Source organism: Leclercia sp. GLN_9, from assembly GCF_043105735.1.
In the GTDB taxonomy this organism is placed as follows: Bacteria; Pseudomonadota; Gammaproteobacteria; order Enterobacterales; family Enterobacteriaceae; genus Enterobacter; species Enterobacter adecarboxylatus.
In genome coordinates this window covers 341,785-356,096 of record NZ_JBICLV010000004.1, presented here as the reverse complement: position 1 = coordinate 356,096, position 14,312 = coordinate 341,785, and the positions used below count along the sequence as shown (strand labels likewise).

The window sequence follows — 14,312 nt, the reverse complement described above, 5'->3', positions numbered from 1 at the left end:
GTATTAAAGGCGGAAAACGAGTTCAAACGGCACGTCCGAATCGTATCAATGGCGAGATTCGCGCCCAGGAAGTTCGCTTAACAGGTCTGGAAGGCGAACAGCTGGGGATTGTGAGTCTGAGAGAAGCAATCGAAAAGGCTGAAGAAGCTGGAGTAGATTTAGTTGAAATCAGCCCTAACGCCGAACCGCCAGTTTGTCGTATCATGGACTACGGCAAGTTCCTTTATGAAAAGAGTAAGTCTTCTAAGGAACAGAAGAAGAAACAAAAAGTTATCCAGGTTAAGGAAATTAAATTCCGTCCTGGTACCGACGATGGCGATTATCAGGTAAAACTCCGCAGCCTGATTCGCTTTCTGGAAGATGGCGATAAGGCCAAGATCACGCTGCGTTTCCGCGGTCGTGAGATGGCCCACCAACAGATCGGCATGGAAGTGCTTAACCGCGTCCGTGAAGATCTGAGTGAACTGGCAGTAGTCGAATCCTTCCCTACGAAGATCGAAGGCCGCCAGATGATCATGGTGCTCGCTCCTAAGAAGAAACAGTAGGCCTTCAAGTAGCAATTCCTGTGGAGCCGACAGGCTTCGCAGGTTTTGTTCGCCTGGGTTTCGTTTATTTAACAATGCGAAGTGGAAGTTATTAAGATGCCAAAAATTAAGACCGTACGCGGTGCTGCTAAGCGCTTCAAAAAAACCGGTAAAGGTGGTTTTAAGCACAAGCACGCAAACCTGCGTCACATTCTGACTAAGAAAGCTACCAAGCGTAAACGTCACCTGCGTCCGAAAGCCATGGTTTCTAAAGGCGATCTGGGTCTGGTTATCGCGTGCCTGCCGTACGCATAAGTCGTAAACGTTTTTTAACTTTTTAATTAGAATAGATACAGGAGAGCACATATGGCTCGCGTAAAACGTGGTGTAGTTGCCCGCGCACGTCACAAGAAAATTTTGAAACAAGCCAAAGGCTACTACGGTGCGCGTTCACGCGTATACCGCGTTGCCTTCCAGGCAGTTATCAAAGCTGGTCAGTACGCTTACCGTGACCGTCGTCAACGTAAGCGTCAGTTCCGTCAACTGTGGATTGCGCGTATCAACGCAGCAGCACGTCAGAACGGTATTTCTTACAGCAAATTCATCAACGGCCTGAAAAAAGCCTCTGTTGAAATCGACCGTAAGATCCTGGCTGACATCGCAGTATTCGACAAAGTAGCGTTCACCGCTCTGGTCGAAAAAGCGAAAGCAGCTCTGGCATAAGCCAGTTGAAAGAGGGAGCTAGTCTCCCTCTTTTCGTTTCAACAGCATCAAAACATTGACAATTTTCCGGCGACCCTTTTCAATAAGGCGTTAGGTCCCTTACCACACAAGGTAATGCAAGCATGAATGCTGCTATTTTCCGCTTCTTCTTTTACTTTAGCACCTGATATCAGGAGGCTAGCGCGTGAAAGACGAAACGGAAAACAGCGCCAGAAAGCCTCCTGATGGAGGCTTTTTTCGTATCTGCCGCTTGTAAATATCGCTACATAACGAGGAAAACCATGTCACATCTCGCAGAGCTGGTTGCCAGTGCAACGGCCGCCATTAACCAGGCCTCAGATGTTGCCGCGTTAGACAATGTCCGCGTCGAATATCTGGGCAAGAAAGGGCACCTGACCCTTCAAATGACTACCCTGCGTGAGTTGCCGCCAGAAGAGCGCCCGGCTGCAGGTGCGGTGATTAACGAAGCCAAAGAGCAGGTGCAGCAAGTGCTGAACGAGCGTAAAAACGCGCTGGAAAGCGCCGCGTTGAACGCCCGTCTGGCTGCTGAAACCATCGATGTCTCCCTGCCGGGACGCCGTATCGAGAACGGTGGGCTGCACCCGGTCACCCGCACTATCGACCGTATTGAAAGTTTCTTCGGTGAGCTCGGCTTTACCGTGGCGACCGGCCCGGAAATCGAAGACGATTACCATAACTTCGATGCCCTGAATATCCCAGGCCACCACCCGGCACGTGCTGACCACGACACTTTCTGGTTTGATGCGACCCGCCTGCTGCGTACCCAGACCTCTGGCGTGCAGATTCGTACTATGAAGGAGCAAGCGCCGCCGATCCGCATCATCGCGCCAGGTCGCGTCTATCGTAACGACTACGACCAGACCCACACCCCAATGTTCCACCAGATGGAAGGGCTGATCGTTGATAAAAACATCAGCTTCACCAACCTGAAGGGCACGCTGCACGATTTCCTGAACAACTTCTTTGAGGAAGATCTGCAGGTTCGTTTCCGTCCGTCCTACTTCCCGTTCACCGAACCGTCCGCAGAAGTTGACGTGATGGGTAAAAACGGCAAATGGCTGGAGGTACTGGGCTGCGGCATGGTGCATCCGAACGTGCTGCGTAACGTCGGTATTGATCCGGAAGTCTACTCCGGCTTTGCGTTTGGCATGGGGATGGAACGTCTGACCATGCTGCGCTATGGCGTGACCGACTTACGCGCATTCTTCGAAAACGATCTGCGTTTCCTCAAACAGTTTAAATAAGGGCAGGACAGAACAATGAAATTCAGTGAACTGTGGTTACGCGAATGGGTAAACACCGAGCTGGACAGCGAGGCGCTCTCTAACCAGATCACCATGGCTGGCCTGGAAGTGGACGGCGTAGAGCCGGTTGCAGGCGCCTTTAACGGCGTGGTTATCGGTGAGGTTGTGGAGTGCGGTCAGCACCCTAACGCAGACAAACTGCGTGTCACCAAAGTTAACGTGGGCGGCGAACGTCTGCTCGATATCGTCTGCGGCGCAGCAAACTGCCGTCAGGGCCTGAAAGTGGCTGTGGCAACCGTGGGTGCGGTGCTGCCGGGCGATTTCAAAATTAAAGCGGCGAAACTGCGCGGCGAGCCATCTGAAGGCATGCTGTGCTCCTTCTCCGAGCTGGGTATTTCCGACGATCACTCCGGCATCATTGAGCTGCCAGCGGACGCCCCGATTGGCACCGACCTGCGCGACTACCTGAAGCTCGATGACAACACCATCGAAATCAGCGTCACCCCGAACCGTGCCGACTGCCTGGGCATCATCGGTGTTGCCCGCGACGTGGCGGTCCTGAACCAGACCGAACTGAACGCGCCTGAAATCGCGCCAGTGGCGGCCACCATTACTGACACGCTGCCGATTCAGGTTGAAGCCGTTGACGCCTGTCCGCGCTACCTGGGCCGCGTAGTGAAGGGTATCAATGTTAAGGCGCCAACGCCGCTGTGGATGAAAGAGAAGCTGCGTCGTTGCGGTATCCGTTCCATCGATGCCGTTGTTGACGTGACTAACTACGTCCTGCTGGAGCTGGGTCAGCCGATGCACGCGTTCGATAAAGATCGTATCGAAGGCGGTATCGTCGTACGTATGGCGAAAGAGGGTGAAACTCTGGTCCTGCTGGACGGCAGCGAAGCCAAACTGAATGCCGACACCCTGGTGATTGCCGATCACGGCAAAGCCCTGGCTATGGGCGGGATCTTCGGTGGCGACCACTCCGGCGTGAACGATGAAACCCAGAACGTGCTGCTGGAGTGTGCCTTCTTTAGCCCGCTGTCCATTACCGGTCGCGCGCGTCGTCATGGTCTGCATACCGATGCTTCTCACCGCTATGAGCGCGGCGTGGATCCAGCTCTGCAATACAAAGCGATGGAGCGCGCGACCCGCCTGCTGATTGATATCTGCGGCGGCGAAGCTGGCCCGGTCATTGATGTCACCAGCGAGGCGCATCTGCCGAAGCCTGCGACCATCACCCTGCGTCGTAGCAAGCTGGACCGCCTGATTGGCCATCACATTGCCGATGCACAGGTGAGCGACATTCTGCGCCGTCTGGGCTGTGACGTCACCGAAGGCCAGGACGAGTGGACAGCCGTTGCGCCGAGCTGGCGTTTCGATATGGAGATCGAAGAAGATCTGGTGGAAGAAGTTGCCCGTGTCTACGGCTACAACAACATTCCTGATGAGCCGGTGCAGGCTGGGTTGGTGATGGGTTCCCATCGTGAAGCGGATCTGTCTCTGAAGCGTGTGAAAACCATGCTCAACGACAAAGGTTACCAGGAAGTGATCACCTACAGTTTCGTTGACCCGAAAGTGCAGCAGCTGATCCACCCGGGCCAGGAAGCGTTGATCCTGCCAAGCCCAATCTCCAGCGAAATGTCAGCCATGCGTCTGTCGCTGCTGCCGGGCCTGCTCAGCACCATCGTCTACAACCAGAACCGTCAGCAGAGCCGCGTACGTATTTTCGAAACCGGCTTGCGCTTTGTGCCGGACACCCAGGCTAACCTTGGCATTCGTCAGGATCTGATGCTGGCAGGGGCGATTTGCGGTAACCGCTATGAAGAGCACTGGGACCTGAGCAAAAACAGTGTTGATTTTTACGACCTGAAAGGCGATCTGGAATCCGTACTCGACCTGACCGGTAAATTGTCTGAAATTGAGTTCCGCGCTGAGGCCATTCCGGCCTTGCATCCGGGCCAATGTGCCGCGATTTATCTGAAAGGTGAACGCGTTGGTTTCATTGGTGTTGTGCATCCAGAGCTGGAACGCAAACTGGATCTCAACGGCCGCACACTGGCGTTTGAACTGGAGTGGAACAAGGTCGCAGACCGCGTCATTCCTCAGGCTCAGGACGTTTCTCGCTTCCCGGCAAACCGTCGTGATATCGCCGTTGTGGTGGCCGAAAATGTGCCTGCCGCAGATATTTTGGCCGAATGTAAGAAAGTTGGCGTAAATCAGGTAGTTGGCGTAAACTTATTTGACGTGTACCGCGGCAAGGGCGTAGCAGAGGGCTTTAAGAGCCTGGCTATCAGCCTGATCCTTCAGGATACCAGCCGTACACTCGAAGAAGAGGAGATTGCCGCTACCGTTGCCAAATGTGTAGAGGCATTAAAAGAGCGATTCCAGGCATCATTGAGGGATTGAACCTATGGCGCTTACAAAAGCTGAAATGTCCGAATATCTGTTTGATAAGCTTGGGCTTAGCAAACGGGATGCCAAAGAGCTGGTTGAGCTGTTTTTCGAAGAGATCCGTCGCGCTCTGGAAAATGGTGAGCAGGTAAAACTCTCCGGCTTTGGTAACTTTGATTTGCGCGACAAGAATCAACGTCCGGGTCGTAACCCGAAGACGGGTGAGGATATTCCCATTACAGCCCGCCGCGTGGTGACCTTCAGACCCGGCCAGAAGTTAAAGAGCCGTGTCGAAAACGCTTCACCCAAAGCAGAGTGATATGATCTAACCAAAAAGGCCGCTTATGCGGCCTTTTTTCTTTGCGCTGCTATAAACCCACCGTAAAATCAGAGACATCATTCACCCGCAAAATGACTTCAATGCCCGAATTTGCCCGTCAGCAGTACCGATCCAATCTGCGTAAATTGCTCGCGCTCATACTGGCGCTCGTTATCGCCCTGGGATTGAGCCTTTGCGCGGGCGATCTGTGGATTGGCCCTGAGGCGTGGTTCACTCCCCGGGGGGAGCTGTTTATCTGGCAAATCCGTCTGCCGCGTACTCTGGCTGTGGTGCTGGTGGGCGCAGCGCTGGCGCTCAGCGGGACGATCATGCAGGCGCTGTTCGATAATCCGCTGGCCGAGCCCGGCTTATTAGGCGTATCGAACGGTGCCGGGGTAGGGCTGATTGCCGCCGTGATGCTCGGCGGCGGGGCGATGTCGGGCTGGAGCTTAAGTCTCTGCGCCATCGCCGGCGCGTTGATCATTACCCTTATTTTGCTGCGTTTTGCCCGCCGTCATCTCTCCGTGAGCCGCCTGCTGCTTGCCGGCGTGGCGCTGGGTATCATCTGTAGCGCCCTGATGACCTGGGCGGTCTATTTCTCTACCGCCTTTGATCTGCGCCAGTTGATGTACTGGATGATGGGAGGCTTTGGCGGCGTGGACTGGGGGCAGGGCTGGCTGATGCTGCTACTGTTACCGGCCATCGTCTGGGCCTGCTTTCAGGCACCCCCGTTGAATATTCTGGTGCTGGGAGAGATTTCGGCCCGCCAGCTCGGCCTGCCGCTCACCTTCTGGCGCAACACGCTGGTGGTCGCCATCGGCTGGATGGTGGGTGTGAGCGTGGCCCTGGCCGGTGCGATTGGCTTTATCGGCCTTGTCATTCCCCATATGCTACGTTTGTGTGGTATTACCGACCACCGGCTGTTATTGCCTGCTGCGGCGGTAACAGGCGGCGCAGCGTTGCTTTTCGCTGATATCATCGCGCGCCTCGCGCTCAACGCCGCAGAGCTGCCCATTGGGGTAGTGACCGCCACGCTGGGCGCACCCGTGTTTATCTGGCTACTCTTAAAAGCCGGACGTTAAGTACAGCCCATCTGAACCACAACCTGAGAGAATGCTATGCCGAACGATATTCTGAACATCGAAGTAACGACCATTGATGGCAAAACCACCACCCTGGAAGAGTACAAAGGCAAGGTGCTGCTGGTAGTGAACGTGGCATCGAAATGCGGCCTGACGCCGCAATATGAGCAGCTCGAAAATATCCATAAAGCCTGGGAAAAAGACGGTTTTACCGTACTCGGTTTCCCGTGCAACCAGTTTCTCGGCCAGGAGCCAGGTAGCGAAGAGGAGATCAAAACCTTCTGTAGCACCACTTATGGCATCACCTTCCCGATGTTCAGCAAAATCGAGGTGAATGGCGACGCACGTCATCCGCTGTATCAAAAATTGATTGCCGCCGCACCTGTCGCGGTTGCCCCTGAAAGCAGCGGTTTTTATGAGCGTCTGGCGAGCAAAGGCCGCGCGCCGCTCTATCCTGACGACATCTTATGGAATTTCGAAAAATTCCTGATTGGCCGCGATGGTGAAGTGGTACAGCGTTTTGCGCCAGATATGACCCCTGAGGATCCGATCCTGATGGAAGCGATCAAGCTGGCCCTCGCGAAGTAATGTCGATGTTGATGCAGCTGGATGGGGTGACGGAACACGGGCGTCTGCAACCGCTTTCCGCCCAGGTGAATGCGGGGGAGATCCTGCACCTGGTCGGCCCGAACGGGGCAGGTAAAAGCACATTGCTGTCACGTATGGCCGGGCTGAGTGCCGGGCAGGGCGACATCCTGTTACAGGGCGAGTCGCTTTCCCGGTGGTCCTCCGCGTCGCTGGCCTGCCGCAGAGCGTATCTGGCGCAGCAGCAAACCGCGCCATTCGCTATGCCGGTCTGGCACTATCTGACGCTGCATCAGTACGACAGTCAGCAGAAAACGCTGCTGGAAGAGGTGGCGGCGGCGCTGGGTATTGAGGATAAGCTGCCGCGCCACGTCAGCCAGCTCTCCGGCGGTGAGTGGCAGCGCGTGCGGCTGGCTGCCGTGATCCTGCAAATTCACCCTGGCGGCAACCCGCACGGCCAGCTATTGTTGCTGGACGAGCCGATGAACAGCCTCGACGTCGCTCAGCAGGTGGCGCTCGACAGGCTGTTAAGCGCACTGTCACGCCAGGGAATTGCGGTGGTTATGAGCAGCCACGATCTGAACCATACGCTGCGCCATGCCCATCGCGTCTGGCTGCTGAAAAGGGGCCAGTTGATTGCCAGCGGCACCCGCGATAGCGTGCTGACGCCGCCGAATCTGGCTAAAGCGTATGACATGCCCTTCCGTCGACTGGATATCGAAGGTCACAGAATGATCATTTCGACATCACAGGAATAAGCGCTTATTGCGTAGCGGCATATTCACAGGCTAAATTACGGAAAGCATAAAAATCAGAGGATTCGTCAGGAATGCGATTCTGTTTTCTCCTTATGGCCGCGCTATTTCTTGCAGGATGCAGTAGCCATCGCGCACCGCCGCCCAATCCGCGGCTGTCTGATTCTATCGCCGTGATTGCAGGCCTGAACGATCAGCTCCATAACTGGGGCGGTACGCCTTATCGCTACGGCGGCATGACCCGCCGTGGGATTGATTGTTCTGGATTTGTGCTGCTCACGTTCCGCGACCAGTTTGCGCTACAGTTACCACGCGAAACTCGTCAGCAGGCAACTATCGGCACCGAAATTAATAAGGATGAGCTGCTTCCGGGCGATCTGGTTTTCTTCAAAACCGGCTCCGGCGAAAGCGGGTTGCATGTCGGGATATACGACACCGACGATCAGTTTATTCATGCCTCGACCAGCCGTGGCGTCGTGCGTTCCTCCCTCAATAATGTCTACTGGCGTAAAAATTTCTGGCAAGCCCGACGCATTTAATCCTGTCGCGCCGCCCGGCGCGACACTCTTTTCATCCGTATAGGCTATTCATTAGCGTGGTTTAATAGTTAAAGATTAGTTAGCGGATGAATTAATTTGATGCAATTCTGATGATTCGCGACAACTGGCTATTAAGCCGTATCCAGGATAAGATTATTTCAGGACTAAGGAAATTCCGAATATTAAATGGAACGAATGAAATTAATCTTATTAAAATCCATAACGTTGAATTGCTTCAGCATATGTTTCAGGATGTCATGTATCGTCTTTAAACCGGGTCGGACGCCATGATTGTGATGCTGGATATTGCTTATCAGTCGGAATTGTTATTACTCCCTGCACGACAAGATACAGGGGCGCTTATAGGCATTGAAATAGTCGTTAACTTTGTCGGCGTGGATAACCAGGTGCGCATTCGACCGAACTCGTGCGCCCCTACCTCACCCGCGAGCAAGAGCTAATGCTGTTTCAGGAGCAGTTAGCAATGCTCGACAGCTGCAAACTCTTTTTTATTCAGCAGCAGCTCACGGCATGGATAAATATCTCTCCAGCCATCGTTGAATACCTGTTAATGGGTGAAAACGGTGTTGCGATATGTGAACAACATCCGTGGCTGGAGTTCTGCATTAATGAGAATTATCCTGATCTCAATAAAGGCAATATGAATACCACCCTGATGGACTTTGCCCTGCGTTTTCCGCTGATACTGGGCAATTTCGGTGCCGGAGATGCCTCCACCAAAGCCATTTTTGATGGCATGTTTAAACGTGTGGCGCTGGATAAAAACTTCATTCAGCAGCATTTAACAGATAATACATTCGAACTCTTACTACGGGCGATAATGACCCAGGTTTCACCCTACTGTCAGTCATTGATGGTCGCGGGTGTGGACGATGACATTGCCCTGCAACGGCTGTCTACATTTGGCTTTAGTGCCATGCAGGGCGGCTTATGGCCTGCCGTTCCCCTTGAGCGCATTACCACCCTGGTACAGGGATAACCCTTTTCTTGCCTGGTGTTTAACCTCTGATAAACCCACTACACTAAAAGCAGGAGGACCTATGACCCTGTCTTTTACCGCGCACTGGCATGACGAATTACCCGGTTTTTATACGGCCCTGAAACCCACTCCCCTGAATAATGCCCGCCTGATCTGGCATAACACGGCGCTGGCCGCCGATCTGGCGATCCCCGAAACGCTGTTTACGCCTGAACAGGGCGCTGGCGTCTTTGGCGGCGAAACCCTGCTGCCAGGCATGCAGCCGTTGGCCCAGGTCTACAGCGGACATCAGTTCGGCGTATGGGCCGGACAGCTGGGGGACGGGCGAGGGATCTTGCTCGGCGAGCAGCAGCTTGCTAACGGACAAACGATGGACTGGCACCTGAAAGGGGCCGGGCTGACGCCTTACTCGCGTATGGGTGACGGGCGCGCCGTCCTGCGTTCAACCATTCGCGAAAGCCTGGCCTCAGAAGCGATGCACGCCCTTGGGATCCCCACCACCCGCGCGCTGTCGATAGTCACCAGCGATACGCCCGTGGCGCGTGAAACGATGGAACAGGGCGCGATGCTGATCCGCATTGCGCAAAGCCACGCCCGTTTCGGTCATTTTGAACACTTTTACTATCGCCGCGAGCCGGAGAAAGTTCGCCAGCTGGCGAATTTTGTCATTAACCACTACTGGCCGCAGTGGAAAGACGATGCCGATAAATACATCCTCTGGTTCCGGGATGTTGTGGCGCGTACCGCCTCGCTGATCGCCAGCTGGCAGACGGTGGGTTTTGCCCACGGGGTGATGAACACCGACAACATGTCGATCCTCGGCCTGACCATCGATTACGGCCCGTACGGTTTCCTCGACGACTACCAGCCAGGCTATATCTGTAACCACTCCGATTATCAGGGGCGCTACAGCTTTGATAACCAGCCTGCGGTAGGGCTGTGGAACCTGCAGCGGCTGGCGCAGTCCCTGTCGCCATTTATCGATGTCGATGCCCTCAACGACGCCCTGGATGGTTACCAGGAGGTGCTGCTACAGCAGTACGGCAAACTGATGCGCCGTAAGCTGGGGATGATGACCCAGGAGCAGGGGGATAATGAGATCCTCAATAATCTGTTTGCGCTGATGGCACGGGAAGGCAGCGATTACACCCGCACCTTCCGTATGCTGGGGCAAACCGAGCAGCACAGTGCCGCCTCACCGCTGCGCGATGAGTTTATCGACCGTCAGGCCTTTGATGACTGGTTCGCGATCTACCGTACCCGCCTCCAGCGTGAAAACATCGCGGATGATGAGCGTCAGGCGCAGATGAGTGCCGTTAACCCGGCCATGGTGCTACGCAACTGGCTGGCGCAGCGGGCGATCGAGCAGGCTGAAAAGGGCGACTACGCCGAGCTTCACCGCTTACATGAAGCCCTGCGCACGCCGTTTGCCGACCGCAATGATGACTATATCAACCGTCCGCCCGACTGGGGTAAGCGGCTGGAAGTGAGTTGCTCAAGCTAAGGGGCAAGAAACACCTGGGGAGTGGAGTTGAGGGGATGCAGGCCAACGTGCACCTGCGCGCCGTACCAGCGCGTAAGGTCGTCAGCCTGCAGCACCGATGGCGGCGTTCCCTGGGAGACAATCCTGCCTTCATGTAAAAGCACGATCCGGTCGGCCCATAAGGCAGCCAGATTGAGATCGTGCAGCACCACGCAGACGTGTAGCTTCCCGTGAGCAGTCAACGCCTTCAGCAACCGCAGCAGATGCTGCTGGTGGTAGAGATCCAGCGCTGAGGTCGGCTCATCAAGAAACAGCCAGCCGCGCGGCCCGCCCTCGCACCACAGCTGCGCCAGCGAACGCGCCAACTGCACACGTTGTTGCTCTCCGCCCGACAGGGCCGCGTATCGACGACCGGCCAGGAGGTGACACCCGGTGAGCTGCATCACCTCGCTGACAATCTGCGCCTCAGGCTGCGGCGTCCAGGGGGCACGCCCCATCCCGATTACCGCTTCTACAGGCCAGTCAAATCCCAACTGGGTTTGCTGGCGCATCACCGCCCGCTGACGCGATAACGCCTGGGTACTCCACTTCTCCAGAGCTTTTCCGTCCAGCAGACAGCGCCCGGCAGCGGGAGTAAGAAAACCGGTTAACAGGCGCAGCAGAGTAGATTTCCCCGCCCCGTTGGGACCGATCAGCGCCACCAGCTCCCCCTGCGCGAGCGACAGCGAAACGTCGCGAACCACCTCCCGGCCCGCCACGGAGTAAGACAAGCCTTCTGCGAGCAAGGGTTCAGCCATGCTGACCTCCACGACGGAAAATAAGCCACAGGAACCAGGGTGCACCGAGAATACTGGTCAGCAGTCCCACCGGCATCTCCGCTGGCGCGACCAGCGTGCGTGCAGCCGTATCCGCCATCAGCAGCAGAAACGCCCCCGCCAGCACCGAGCCGGGGATCACTGCCCGGTGATCCGACCCTAGCCACATGCGCATCAGGTGCGGCACCACCAGGCCAATAAAGCCAATCACCCCGCTGACCGCCACCGCAGCCGCCACCAGCAGGGCGCTACACAGAAGCAAAACACGTTGAACGAGGCGCACATCCACGCCCAGATAGTGAGCCTCTTCCTCGCCCAGCTGCAGCAGGTTGAGAGCCGCCGCCAGGCGCCAGATCACCAGCACCGTGGGGATCATTAGCGAGGTGACCGCCAGCAGAGTGGACCACTGCGCCTGGCCGAGGCTCCCCATGCCCCACAGTGAGAGCTGACGCAGCTGCGCGTCATTACTGACCCAGGAGAGGACACCCACTGCCGCGCCGCACAGCGCGTTGATGGCGATCCCTACCAGCAGCAGGCGCGAGAGGGAGCTTTCCCGCTGCTGGCTGAGCAGGAAAATCACCACCGTGGCTGCCAGCGCACCGAGAAAGGCCGCCAGCATCGGGGCGTAAAGCATCAGCAGAGCGGGGAGGGTAACGGGTAACACCACCCACAGTGCGACGGCGCAGGCGGCACCGCTGCTGATCCCCAGCAAGCCGGGGTCTGCGAGCGGGTTGCGAAACAGCCCCTGCATTACGCAGCCCGCCAGCGCCAGCGAGCCGCCAATCACCAGCGCCAGCAGCACCCGCGGCAGACGAATGGTGAGCCAGATTTGGCGCAGCGCCTCGTCACCGCCGTTCCACAGCACGGTCACCGGCAGGCGCAACGCGCCAAAACCGGTGGCCAGCAGCGTCATCAGCGCCAGCGTCGTTGCCAGTCCCCACAGGGATAAGCTGACCCGACGAGGCATCAGGGCAGTTGCTCGGCTTTACTGCGCAGCTGGCCAATGGCCTGCGGGGTACGCACGCTAAACCCGAGCAGCGCCATATCGTCAATCTGCAATACCTGTTTGTTCCGACCGGCAGGGGTTTGCGCCAGACCTGGCAGCTTCCAGAGATTCGCTTCCCCGCCCATAGCATTTACCCCGTCCTGTGAAATCACGACCAGATCGGGCTGGCTGGCGATCACCCCTTCCTGGGAGAGCGGCTGATAGCGGGAGAACCCCTGCATGGCGTTACGCAGCCCGGCCGCGCGGATCGCCGCATCGGCACCGGTATCCTGCCCGGCGGCCATAGCGGTCATCCCGCCGTGGTTGAGAATAAACAGCACGCGCTTATTGATGGGCGAGGCGGGCAGTGCCGCCAGCTCTTGCTGCAGGCGCTGGCGCAGCGCTTCCCCTTCGGCAACGCGGTGCGTCGCCTGCGCCACCACCCGCACTTTCTCGTCGATCACGCTCAGGGCATTGCTGCCCGGCACTGTTACCACATTCACCTTGCTCTGCCCGACCTGTTTTAGCGCCAGAGAAGGCTGTGCCTGCGCGCTGGCTAATACCAGCGTCGGACGCATCGCCAGGATCCCTTCGGCATTAAGCTGGCGCAAATAACCCACGTCCGGCAGGGCGGTAGCCTGCTGCGGCCACTGGCTGGTGCTGTCGCGCGCCACCAGCGCGTCTTCGGCACCCAGGGCGTAGACAATTTCCGTCACGTCGCCGCCAAGGGCGACGATCTTCTCCTGCGCGGCGCCAGAGACGGCCAGCGGTAGGGCGAAGAACAGGGCGAGAAGGGTTCTCATGCGGCCAGCCCTTTTACCGTGAGAGCGTCGATCTGCGAACGCCACTGGCTCTGCTCTGGTTCACCTTCAGTGCGCTGGCCGTAAAGCTGCGCGATCTGCGTCCCGTCGGCGGCAAAGAGTTCGAGGCTGGTAACGTGGCCGTCGGCGGTAGGTTTACGCGTTACCCAACTTTCTGCGATGGTCTCCTCCAGCAGATGCAGGGTAAAGGCCGGGTTGAAAATGTTCAGCCAGCCTTTCATTGGCACCACTTTGTCCACGGTGCCGGTGAAGATCTGCACGCAGCCGCGGTTGCCAACGAAGATCATGATCTCGTTGCCCGCCTGGCGGGCGTCGTTTAGCAGCTGCGACAGCGCGCGGTTATCGACCTGGCAAGCGAGATCGTCACTCACCAGTCGGAACGCCTGCTGACGGGTCAGACTGTGGCGTTTCAGCAGGCCGAAGAACTGATGGACGTCGGTCATCGCGCGCCACTCGCTGTCCACCGTCGCGGCGTCGGCAGTTGTCACATTGGTTGTCGGATCGGCAGCTTTCAGCGCCAGCGGGGGATTATCGGCAAAGATAAAGCGGGACAGCAGATCGCCCCAGGCGGACACGTCGGTGTTATCGGTGGTGTACACCTTCAGCAGCGCATCGCCCTGATAGTCGAAAAACTGAATGCTCTGACGCTCGCCGCGGGCGGTGGTCTCGGTGATATGAAACGCGCTGGCCCACTGACTAAGGAACAGACGCAGATCCAGCGCACGCGGGTTAAGCACCAGCCCGGCATGGCCGTTCAGATGCTGGTTAGTAAACGCGCCTACCTGTTCATGAACCGCGTATTCGTTGCGGCAGATGCATTTGGTTTCACCCACCGCTTCCAGCGCGCCGAGGATCTCGCGGATTTCGCCGTGCAGACGCCACGCATCATGCCCCACCCGCGCCCAGGTCAGTTCCGCTTCGCTGATGTTCATCAGTGCAGCGATGTCACGGGCGTATTTCCCGGGATGTTGTTCTTTTAGCTCAAGCCAGCGTGTGTAGTGATTCATTCTCTCTTCCTTTCGGATAAA

At 57.0% G+C, this 14,312-nt stretch carries 16 protein-coding genes, 1 pseudogene and 1 other annotated feature; of the genes and pseudogenes, 13 read left to right on the top strand and 4 right to left on the bottom strand.

What is annotated here, in order from left to right:
- Positions 1-2: 2 nt before the first annotated feature.
- The 13 genes and pseudogenes from infC (at position 3) to selO (ending at position 10,684) form a co-directional block, all read left to right on the top strand.
- Positions 3-545, top strand: a complete 543-nt coding sequence (gene infC / locus ACF8PE_RS01765; RefSeq protein ID WP_059287945.1) for a translation initiation factor IF-3 — start codon at positions 3-5, stop codon at positions 543-545.
- Between the two features lie 96 nt (positions 546-641).
- Entirely contained in the window at positions 642-839 is a 198-nt protein-coding gene (gene rpmI / locus ACF8PE_RS01760; protein WP_001124225.1) for a 50S ribosomal protein L35, read from the top strand.
- Between the two features lie 51 nt (positions 840-890).
- On the top strand, positions 891-1,247 hold the full coding sequence (gene rplT, locus ACF8PE_RS01755; protein WP_032617738.1) for a 50S ribosomal protein L20: 357 nt from the start codon (positions 891-893) through the stop codon (positions 1,245-1,247).
- 117 nt (positions 1,248-1,364) lie between these two features.
- Positions 1,365-1,488 (top strand) — a sequence feature (Phe leader region).
- The gene (pheM, locus tag ACF8PE_RS01750) at positions 1,370-1,414 is read left to right on the top strand and encodes a pheST operon leader peptide PheM (RefSeq protein WP_001386830.1); all 45 of its coding nucleotides are present in this window, start codon (positions 1,370-1,372) and stop codon (positions 1,412-1,414) included. It overlaps the preceding feature by 45 nt.
- Positions 1,489-1,528: 40 nt before the next feature.
- Positions 1,529-2,512 (top strand): phenylalanine--tRNA ligase subunit alpha, encoded by a 984-nt coding sequence (gene pheS, locus ACF8PE_RS01745; RefSeq protein ID WP_032617740.1) that lies wholly within the window; start codon positions 1,529-1,531, stop codon positions 2,510-2,512.
- 15 nt (positions 2,513-2,527) lie between these two features.
- Positions 2,528-4,915 (top strand): phenylalanine--tRNA ligase subunit beta, encoded by a 2,388-nt coding sequence (gene pheT, locus ACF8PE_RS01740; protein WP_144837682.1) that lies wholly within the window; start codon positions 2,528-2,530, stop codon positions 4,913-4,915.
- A gap of 4 nt (positions 4,916-4,919) precedes the next feature.
- The gene (gene ihfA / locus ACF8PE_RS01735) at positions 4,920-5,219 is read left to right on the top strand and encodes an integration host factor subunit alpha (protein ID WP_006820203.1); all 300 of its coding nucleotides are present in this window, start codon (positions 4,920-4,922) and stop codon (positions 5,217-5,219) included.
- Positions 5,220-5,320: 101 nt separating this feature from the next.
- Positions 5,321-6,301, top strand: a complete 981-nt coding sequence (gene btuC / locus ACF8PE_RS01730; RefSeq protein ID WP_059308153.1) for a vitamin B12 ABC transporter permease BtuC — start codon at positions 5,321-5,323, stop codon at positions 6,299-6,301.
- A gap of 36 nt (positions 6,302-6,337) precedes the next feature.
- Positions 6,338-6,889 (top strand): glutathione peroxidase, encoded by a 552-nt coding sequence (locus ACF8PE_RS01725; RefSeq protein WP_392494374.1) that lies wholly within the window; start codon positions 6,338-6,340, stop codon positions 6,887-6,889.
- Positions 6,889-7,644 carry a vitamin B12 ABC transporter ATP-binding protein BtuD gene (gene btuD / locus ACF8PE_RS01720; protein ID WP_164540187.1) on the top strand — a complete coding sequence of 252 codons (756 nt, stop codon included), beginning with the start codon at positions 6,889-6,891 and terminating at the stop codon, positions 7,642-7,644. The genes ACF8PE_RS01725 and btuD overlap by 1 nt, the downstream gene beginning before the upstream one ends.
- Before the next feature lie 71 nt (positions 7,645-7,715).
- On the top strand, positions 7,716-8,180 hold the full coding sequence (locus tag ACF8PE_RS01715; RefSeq protein WP_059308152.1) for an NlpC/P60 family protein: 465 nt from the start codon (positions 7,716-7,718) through the stop codon (positions 8,178-8,180).
- A gap of 287 nt (positions 8,181-8,467) precedes the next feature.
- Positions 8,468-9,180 (top strand): annotated as a pseudogene (locus ACF8PE_RS01710) (EAL domain-containing protein).
- A 61-nt stretch (positions 9,181-9,241) separates the two neighbouring features.
- A complete protein-coding gene (gene selO, locus ACF8PE_RS01705; RefSeq protein WP_392494371.1) occupies positions 9,242-10,684 on the top strand; it encodes a protein adenylyltransferase SelO in 1,443 nt (480 codons plus the stop codon).
- Here the strand turns inward: selO and ACF8PE_RS01700 are convergent.
- The 4 genes from ACF8PE_RS01700 to ACF8PE_RS01685 are packed head-to-tail and all read right to left on the bottom strand — an operon-like array spanning position 10,681 to position 14,291.
- Positions 10,681-11,460 carry a heme ABC transporter ATP-binding protein gene (locus tag ACF8PE_RS01700; RefSeq protein ID WP_144837688.1) on the bottom strand — a complete coding sequence of 260 codons (780 nt, stop codon included), beginning with the start codon at positions 11,458-11,460 and terminating at the stop codon, positions 10,681-10,683. The genes selO and ACF8PE_RS01700 overlap by 4 nt on opposite strands.
- Positions 11,453-12,445, bottom strand: a complete 993-nt coding sequence (locus tag ACF8PE_RS01695; RefSeq protein WP_130588983.1) for an iron ABC transporter permease — start codon at positions 12,443-12,445, stop codon at positions 11,453-11,455. Before ACF8PE_RS01695 ends, ACF8PE_RS01700 begins: the two co-directional genes overlap by 8 nt.
- Positions 12,445-13,266 (bottom strand): hemin ABC transporter substrate-binding protein, encoded by an 822-nt coding sequence (locus ACF8PE_RS01690; RefSeq protein ID WP_191152856.1) that lies wholly within the window; start codon positions 13,264-13,266, stop codon positions 12,445-12,447. Before ACF8PE_RS01690 ends, ACF8PE_RS01695 begins: the two co-directional genes overlap by 1 nt.
- Complete coding sequence (locus tag ACF8PE_RS01685; protein WP_200142817.1) at positions 13,263-14,291, bottom strand: hemin-degrading factor; 1,029 nt, start codon at positions 14,289-14,291, stop codon at positions 13,263-13,265. The genes ACF8PE_RS01690 and ACF8PE_RS01685 overlap by 4 nt, the downstream gene beginning before the upstream one ends.
- Between the last annotated feature and the right edge of the window lie 21 nt (positions 14,292-14,312).

What these genes read in the sequence shown, in the direction of transcription:
- btuC (WP_059308153.1), top strand. Translation starts at nt 5,321, where the DNA reads ATGCCCGAATTTGCCCGTCAGCAGTACCGATCCAATCTGCGTAAATTG.
- rpmI (WP_001124225.1), top strand. Translation starts at nt 642, where the DNA reads ATGCCAAAAATTAAGACCGTACGCGGTGCTGCTAAGCGCTTCAAAAAA.
- ihfA (WP_006820203.1), top strand. Translation starts at nt 4,920, where the DNA reads ATGGCGCTTACAAAAGCTGAAATGTCCGAATATCTGTTTGATAAGCTT.
- pheS (WP_032617740.1), top strand. Translation starts at nt 1,529, where the DNA reads ATGTCACATCTCGCAGAGCTGGTTGCCAGTGCAACGGCCGCCATTAAC.
- ACF8PE_RS01700 (WP_144837688.1), bottom strand. Translation starts at nt 11,460, where the DNA reads ATGGCTGAACCCTTGCTCGCAGAAGGCTTGTCTTACTCCGTGGCGGGC.
- btuD (WP_164540187.1), top strand. Translation starts at nt 6,889, where the DNA reads ATGTCGATGTTGATGCAGCTGGATGGGGTGACGGAACACGGGCGTCTG.
- ACF8PE_RS01690 (WP_191152856.1), bottom strand. Translation starts at nt 13,266, where the DNA reads ATGAGAACCCTTCTCGCCCTGTTCTTCGCCCTACCGCTGGCCGTCTCT.
- selO (WP_392494371.1), top strand. Translation starts at nt 9,242, where the DNA reads ATGACCCTGTCTTTTACCGCGCACTGGCATGACGAATTACCCGGTTTT.
- rplT (WP_032617738.1), top strand. Translation starts at nt 891, where the DNA reads ATGGCTCGCGTAAAACGTGGTGTAGTTGCCCGCGCACGTCACAAGAAA.
- ACF8PE_RS01725 (WP_392494374.1), top strand. Translation starts at nt 6,338, where the DNA reads ATGCCGAACGATATTCTGAACATCGAAGTAACGACCATTGATGGCAAA.
- ACF8PE_RS01695 (WP_130588983.1), bottom strand. Translation starts at nt 12,445, where the DNA reads ATGCCTCGTCGGGTCAGCTTATCCCTGTGGGGACTGGCAACGACGCTG.
- ACF8PE_RS01715 (WP_059308152.1), top strand. Translation starts at nt 7,716, where the DNA reads ATGCGATTCTGTTTTCTCCTTATGGCCGCGCTATTTCTTGCAGGATGC.
- ACF8PE_RS01685 (WP_200142817.1), bottom strand. Translation starts at nt 14,291, where the DNA reads ATGAATCACTACACACGCTGGCTTGAGCTAAAAGAACAACATCCCGGG.
- pheT (WP_144837682.1), top strand. Translation starts at nt 2,528, where the DNA reads ATGAAATTCAGTGAACTGTGGTTACGCGAATGGGTAAACACCGAGCTG.